The organism is Kribbella sp. NPDC051770 (genome assembly GCF_040681455.1).
Lineage (GTDB): Bacteria > Actinomycetota > Actinomycetes > Propionibacteriales > Kribbellaceae > Kribbella.
The window spans coordinates 103,583-110,637 of the sequence record NZ_JBFAYT010000012.1; the positions used below are offsets into that span (position 1 = coordinate 103,583).

Annotated in this window: 3 protein-coding genes; all 3 read left to right on the forward strand. The window is 69.4% G+C overall.

Annotated features, from left to right (window positions below):
- Positions 1-160 precede the first annotated feature (160 nt).
- The 3 genes from AB0M01_RS32110 to AB0M01_RS32120 all read left to right on the forward strand — a co-directional run bounded on the left by AB0M01_RS32110 (position 161) and on the right by AB0M01_RS32120 (position 6,827).
- The gene (locus AB0M01_RS32110) at positions 161-2,953 is read left to right on the forward strand and encodes a hypothetical protein (RefSeq protein WP_363676207.1); all 2,793 of its coding nucleotides are present in this window, start codon (positions 161-163) and stop codon (positions 2,951-2,953) included.
- A 320-nt stretch (positions 2,954-3,273) separates the two neighbouring features.
- Positions 3,274-4,938, forward strand: a complete 1,665-nt coding sequence (locus AB0M01_RS32115; protein ID WP_363676209.1) for an ABC transporter ATP-binding protein — start codon at positions 3,274-3,276, stop codon at positions 4,936-4,938.
- Positions 4,935-6,827, forward strand: coding sequence for an ABC transporter ATP-binding protein (locus AB0M01_RS32120; RefSeq protein WP_363676211.1), 1,893 nt, complete (start codon positions 4,935-4,937; stop codon positions 6,825-6,827). Before AB0M01_RS32115 ends, AB0M01_RS32120 begins: the two co-directional genes overlap by 4 nt.
- Positions 6,828-7,055 lie beyond the last annotated feature (228 nt).

Below are 7,055 nucleotides of genomic sequence, written 5' to 3' on the forward strand. Positions count from 1 at the left end.
TTCTCGCGGTTCGGGATTCGAGGGTCCCGCAGCCTGCACAGCCTTGTCACCGGGTTTTCCACAGCGGACAACGAGCACGCAGCGTCACCGCATTCCGACTGCATACTTCCTTTGCTCGTCGAAAACGACTAGCGTGCCGAACTTCGTGAGGGGGCTTGGAGTGAACAGGAATCGACTGGTCGCGGCCGGGATTGCACTGGTTCTGCTGCCGTTGGGCGCCGGGCGAGCGACGGCCGCGGAGCCGCCACCGCACCTCGGCGAGGGGCAGGCCGTCGGGAACCGGGTGGTGGCCGATCCGCCGTACAGGCTACGAGCGGTGACGAGTCGGTACTACGTGACTTCGTACGCCCAGCCCGACGACCGGTCGCCCGAGCCCTGGGAGATCCAGCGCACGACCGACGGGACGACTGCGAGAACGGTCGACAGGCCACCGGGGCAGCTGGATCAGGCGCCGACGCTGCTCGGGCAGTATGCCGTCCAAGTCGGCGCCGGTGTCGTCAGCTTTCGCGATCTGGGGACGGACGCGACGAGTCAGGTGAGCGTGCCCGAGGGCGCTGTGTACGAGGGCGTCTATCCCGGCGGCGTCCTGCTGCGCCGCGGGTCGACGATGTCGTTGCGGGCGATCGGGAACACCGAGAAGACCGTCACCAACGCCGCCGGCGATCCGACGATCCTGGACAGCGACGACTCCTCGCTGCTGCTCGGAATGTCCGGGCGGATCGCGGTCGTGGATCTCGCGACCGGGGCGGGGACCGCCGTGACGACGCTGCCCGCGAATCCAGCATGGGCGCAGCTCACACCGAACCGCGTCCTGTGGCAGACCGCCGCGACGGAGACGACCCGTTCACTGGCCTGGAAACAACGCACCTCGGCGACGACCGGAACGATCCAAGTCCCGTACGGCGAACCGATCCTGCCGCTCGGCGACGACGTCGCTGTCCGGATCGGGTCGGAGCTGGTGAAGGTCACCGGCGCCGGGACGGTCACGCGCCCGTTCGTTACCGGGGTGCACGATGCCGCGGACCTCACCACTGGGCGGCTGCTGGTCAGTGCGCAGAGCAAGATCGCGTCGGTCGGCTCGGACGGTGTGCTCCAGACCGTCAAGGCGACCCCCGCGTTCAACGCCCAGGTGCAGTACGTCGGGCTGTCGGGTTCCCGCGTGGTTGCCTCAGACCAGCAACCTGCGCACTCGCTGTACGAGACGAGCAACAACGGCGCAGCCTGGACGGCGACCGGTGGCAGCAGCTCCGGCAAGCCGTTCCAGCTCGAAGGGTCGAGCCTGCTCACCTTCGACGGGACCCAGGCCCGCGTCGGTGAGCTGACCTTCCCGGCGGCCGACGACGTCGTGCTCGGCAAGGGCGGCAAGTTCGTCGCTCACAACGGAGAGATCTACGACGTCGCGACCAAGGCGAAGGTCCTCGATCTGCAACCGCCGTTCGCGCTCGTGGGCAGCACTGCGTGGAAGGTGACCGAGCCCGGCGTACTGCGTGGGCAGGACGTCACCGCGGGGACCAGCAAGACGATCACCGTCGCCAGTGGGTGCACGGTCGGCCCGAACGCGGCGAACGGCCGCTGGGCCCTGCTCACCGGCTGCGCCGGCGGCAACCAGGTCGTCGACATCTCCGGCCCGGAGGCTCCGCGCAATCTCACCGTCCCCGCCGATGCCCAACTGGGCAACGGCTTCGTCGCCCAGCTCGTCGACGGTGAGTCCAGCGCCGCCGGCGCTCCCGCATCGGCCGACGGCGCAACGAACGCTGCGGCGGTCGGCGCCAAGGACCTGCTCGTCACCGATCTGAACGACCCCGCGCTTGGGCAGCGGCGGTACGGGCCGGTGCTCGGGCAGTTGCACCCGGCAACCTTCCGGGCCGACGGGTCGGGGCAGCCGAAGCTGGTCTACGCCGACCCGACCGCGCGGCCCCGGGTGATCACGCTCGACTGGCTGAAGCCCGATCCGCAGCAGCGCGCCGACCGGACCCCGCCGGTGCTGACCGAGGCCAGCGCCGGGGACCGGATCCGCGACTTCACCACCTCGCGCTTCTACTGGACCTTCCGCGACCCGGCCGACGACCCGCACGAGCCGGCGTCCGGTGTCCTGAGCTACGACCTCCGGATCCAGCAGCGCCCGACCCCGACCTCCCCGTACGGCGCCTGGCGCGAGATCGCCGGGTGGCAGGGCATCAAGATCACCGAGGTCAGCCTGACCGCGAACCCGGGGATCGACACCTGCTGGCAGGTCCGGTCCCGCGACTTCGCGCTCAACCTGAGCGCCTGGAGCGCGTCGTACTGCAGCGAGACCGACGGCACCGCCCCCGTGCACGTCAGCAGCCGGCCCGGCGACCGCGTGATCCTGACTCCGGCGCAGGCGTACAGCTACCAGTTCACCGACAACCTCGACCCGGTCGCGTACGACGTCGCCTACCGCAACGCCGCGCCCGGTCAAGCGCTCGGCGCGTGGGTGTACCCGGCGGCCTGGCAGACGCTGCAGGACACCTCGGTCGCCTGGGGCGCGAACGCCGGGTCCGACCGCTGCTTCCAGGTCCGCGCCAGGGACGTGATCGGGAACGTGTCGGGCTGGTCGCCGCAGACCTGCTCGGTGTACCCGCAGGACGACCGGGCGCTGACCTCGGTCGGCTCGGTGACCCGCGGCAGCAGCCCACTAGCGTTCCTCGGCACCACCTCGACGCTGAACGCGAAGGGCACGGCGCTGACCAAGACCGGCGAGTCCGGGGTCCGGATCGCGCTCGTCACGCTCAACGGACCCGGTCAGGGCTCGGTCGACGTGTTCCACGCGGGCGTCAAGATCGCCACCGTCTCGCTGGCCGCGACCACCCAGACCCGGAAGGTCACCTACCTGCCGGTCACGGCGTACCGGAGCGGCGAAGTCCGCATCGTCTCGACTTCCACAGCCCCGGCCACGGTCGACGGGATCGCATTTCTCCGGGCCAATCCATAACGAACCGCAATGACTGTGAGCCCCGTCACCGCGCAGTACCGGGGCCCGGTCATTGCAGGTAGCAGCAGTTACATCACCGGGGAATGGAATTGCCAGGACAAGCGCTGAGCCCTGGGTGATACTGGAAATCGCGCCGTTTTCCGGTTAGCCAACCCCACTCACTGCCGAGCATGTTGGGAAGTGCGCCCCTCCAGATGCCCTCAGAGCACCCTGCCCAAGCGCCGTCGATCGCACCCCCCTCGACCCGAGCCCCCGCCCGCAGTCACAATCTGTGGCGGCTACGGCCCTACCTCCGCCCCCACCGGCACCGCCTGGCGATCATGTTCTCCACGGCCGTCCTCGGTGTCGGCGTCAGCCTCAGCGTTCCCCTCGTCACCCGGGCCATCATCGACGGTCCGGTCACCCGCCGCGAGCTCAGCCTCCTGGTCCCGCTCGCCCTCCTCGCCCTCGGGCTCAGCATCAGCGAGGTCCTGCTGGTCTGGATGCGCCGCTGGGCCCAGTCCCGGACCGTCAGCGACCTCGAAGCGACCCTGCGCCACGACCTGTACGTCCGGCTGCAGACGCTGCCGATGGAGTTCCACAACCGCTGGCAGAGCGGTCAGCTGCTGTCCCGGGTCACCGTCGACCTGTCGACGATCCGCCGGTTCATGGGCTTCGGCCTGCTGTTCCTGGTGATCAACATCCTGCAACTGGTCGTCGTCACCATCCTGCTGCTGCGGTTGTACTGGCCGCTCGGCGTCGTCGTGCTGGCGGCCGCGGTGCCGATCATCATGGTGTCGCTGAAGTTCGAGAAGAAGTACCTGGCGATCTCGCGCCGCGTGCAGGACCAGCAGGGCGACCTGGCCACCTCGATCGAGGAGTCCGCGCTCGGCTTCCGGGTGATCAAGGCCTTCGGCCGGCGTGAGCACGTCAAGGCGCAGTTCAACGACGGCGCGGTCAAGCTCTACGGCACCTCGGTGGAGAAGGTCCGGCTGGCGTCGCGGTTCTGGACCTTCCTCGAAGTGATCCCGAACCTGACGCTGGTGATCGTGCTGCTGCTCGGCGCGCTCGCCGTCGGCCGGAACGCAATCACGCTCGGCACCCTGGTCGCGTTCATCACGCTGATGCTGTCGCTGATCTGGCCGGTCGAGTCGCTCGGCACCATCCTCGCGATGGCGCAGGAAGCGATGACGTCGGCGGACCGGATCAGCGAGATCCTCGACACGAAGTCGTCGATCGAGTCCGGGCCGGAGCAGCTCGAGAACCCGCAGGGTCACCTGCGGTTCGAGAACGTCAGCTTCCGGTTCTCGCCGGACTCCGCCGACGTGCTGCACGACATCAACCTCGACCTCACCCCCGGGACGACGCTGGCCCTGGTCGGCGCCACCGGGTCGGGCAAGACCACACTCACCGCACTGGTCCCCCGGCTGTACGACGTGACCGGCGGCCGGATCACCATCGACGGGCACGACGTCCGTGACCTCGACCTGCGCTCCCTGCGCAGCGCGGTCGCTTCCGCGTTCGACGACCCGACGCTGTTCTCGATGTCGGTCCGGGAGAACATCACCCTCGGCCGCCCGGACGCGAGTGACGCCGACGTCCAGCAGGCGCTGGAGATCGCCCAGGCGACCTTCGCGAACGACCTGCCCTGGGGGCTGGAGACCCGGGTCGGTGAGCAGGGCATGTCCCTGTCCGGCGGTCAGCGGCAGCGCCTGGCCCTGGCCCGCGCGGTGCTCGCCAAGCCCGCCGTATTGGTGCTCGACGACACGCTGTCCGCGCTCGACGTGCACACCGAGGCCCTGGTCGAGGAGGCGCTGCGCAACGTGCTCTCCGCGACCACCGGCATCGTCGTCGCGCACCGGGCGTCGACGGTGATGCTCGCCGACCAGGTCGCACTGCTCGAGGACGGCACGATCACCCACGTCGGCACGCACCACGAGCTGCTGGCGACGGTCCCGGCGTACCGGCAGCTGCTCGCGGCGGAAGAGGAAGAGGTGCACGCATGAGCACGGCGCAACAGGCATCTCAGCCTCAGCCGGATCCCGAGGAGACCCGGAGCCCCGAACAGATCATCGACCGCGAGGAGTCCTGGCGCGGGTACGCCGAGCAGGGCGACGACGAGCTGTCCCGGGCCACCACCGTGCGGCTCAAGGAGCAGTCCCGCAAGCTCCTCGGCGAGCTGCTCCGCCCGTACCAGAAGCTGATCTGGCTGCTGGTCGCGATCGTCGTCGTCGAGAACGCGGCCCGGCTCGCCGTGCCGTACCTGGTCCACCTCGGCATCGACAAGGGCATCCCGCCGATCCTGGCCGGTGAGGGCAACACGACCCTGCTGACCGTGGTCGCGGCGGTGCTCGCGTCGGCGCTGATCCAGGCGTTCGCCCGGCAGGTGTTCCTGATGCGGTCCGGCCGGCTCGGCCAGACCATCCTGCTCGGGCTGCGCCGCCGGGTCTTCGACCACTTCCAGCGGCTCAGCCCGTCGTTCCACGACCGCTACACCTCGGGCCGGGTGATCTCGCGGCTGACCTCCGACGTGGACGTGATCGACGAGATGCTCGAGACCGGGTTCGACGGTCTGGTGACGGCGCTGCTGACCCTGATCGGTACGGCGGTGCTGCTGCTCACGCTCGACGTGAAGCTCGGCCTGCTCGCGCTGCTGTCGTTCCCAATGCTGTTCTTCCTCACCACCTGGTTCCGGCGCCGGTCGCAGCTGGTCTACCGGCGCAGCCGCGAAGCGGTCGCGCTGGTCATCGTGCACTTCGTCGAGTCGATGACCGGGATCCGCGCGGTCCAGGCGTTCCGCCGCGAACCGCGCAACGAGGAGATCTTCCACGGGGTCAACGACCGCTACCGGGAAGCGAACCTGGAGTCGTTCCGGATCAACGCGATCTTCATGCCGTCGATCAAGGGCGTCGGCAACATCACCATCGTCGCGATCCTCGCCTACGGCGGCTGGCAGGCCTACCACGGGCACGTCACCGTCGGGGTGCTGACCGCGTTCCTGCTCTACCTGCGGCAGTTCTTCGAGCCGCTGCAGGACATCTCGCAGTTCTACAACACGTTCCTGTCCGCGAGCGCCGCGCTGGAGAAGCTGTCCGGCGTGCTCAACGAGTCTCCCGACGTCCCCGAGCCGAAGGACCCGGCCAAGCCGGCCCGCAAGGCGAGCGGACACCTGGAGCTGCGGGACGTGAAGTTCTCGTACGTCGACGGCGTGGCGGTCCTGCCCGGGCTCGACCTCGACGTCCCGGCCGGGCAGACCCTCGCCCTGGTCGGTACGACGGGCGCCGGCAAGACGACGATCGCCAAGCTGGTCGCCCGGTTCTACGACCCGACCGGCGGCCAGGTCGTGCTCGACGGCATCGACCTGCGCAAACTCACCGAGGACGACCTGCGCGAGCGGGTGGTGATGGTGACCCAGGAGAACTTCCTGTTCACCGGCACGGTCGCCGACAACATCCGCTTCGGCAAGCCGGACGCGACCATGGACGAGATCGTCGAGGCCGCCAAGGTGATCGGCGCCCACGACTTCATCGTGCGGCTGCCGGACGGGTACGAGACCGCGGTCGAGAAGCGCGGCTCGCGGTTGTCGGCTGGTCAGCGGCAGTTGGTCGCCTTCGCCAGGGCGTTCCTGGCCGACCCGGCGGTGCTGATCCTGGACGAGGCGACCTCAAGCCTCGACATCCCCAGCGAGCGGCTGATCCAGCGCGCGCTGCGCACGATCCTCGCCGACCGGACCGCGATCGTGATCGCGCACCGGCTGTCCACGGTGGAAACCGCGGACCGGGTGATCGTGCTGGAGCACGGGCGCATCATCGAGGACGGCTCACCGGACTCGCTGATCACGCACGGCGGGCACTACGCGGGACTGCACCAGGCATGGGAGGACTCGCTGGCCTGAGCAGGTGAAGGTCGAGGCGCTGGCGCCGGACTGAGCAGGTGAAGGTCGAGGCGCTGGCGCCGGACTGAGCAGGTGAAGGTCAAGGCGCTGGCGCCGGACTGAGCAGGTGAAGGCCGAGGCGCTGGCGCCGGACTGAGCAGGTGAAGGCCGAGGCGCTGGCGCCGGACTGAGCAGGTGAAGGCCGAGACGCTGGCGCCGGCCCGAGCAGGTGAAGGCCGAGACGCTGGC

Excerpts from the sequence above, each read along its gene's own strand:
- AB0M01_RS32115 (WP_363676209.1), top strand. The coding sequence starts at position 3,274 with ATGTTCTCCACGGCCGTCCTCGGTGTCGGCGTCAGCCTCAGCGTTCCC.
- AB0M01_RS32120 (WP_363676211.1), top strand. The coding sequence starts at position 4,935 with ATGAGCACGGCGCAACAGGCATCTCAGCCTCAGCCGGATCCCGAGGAG.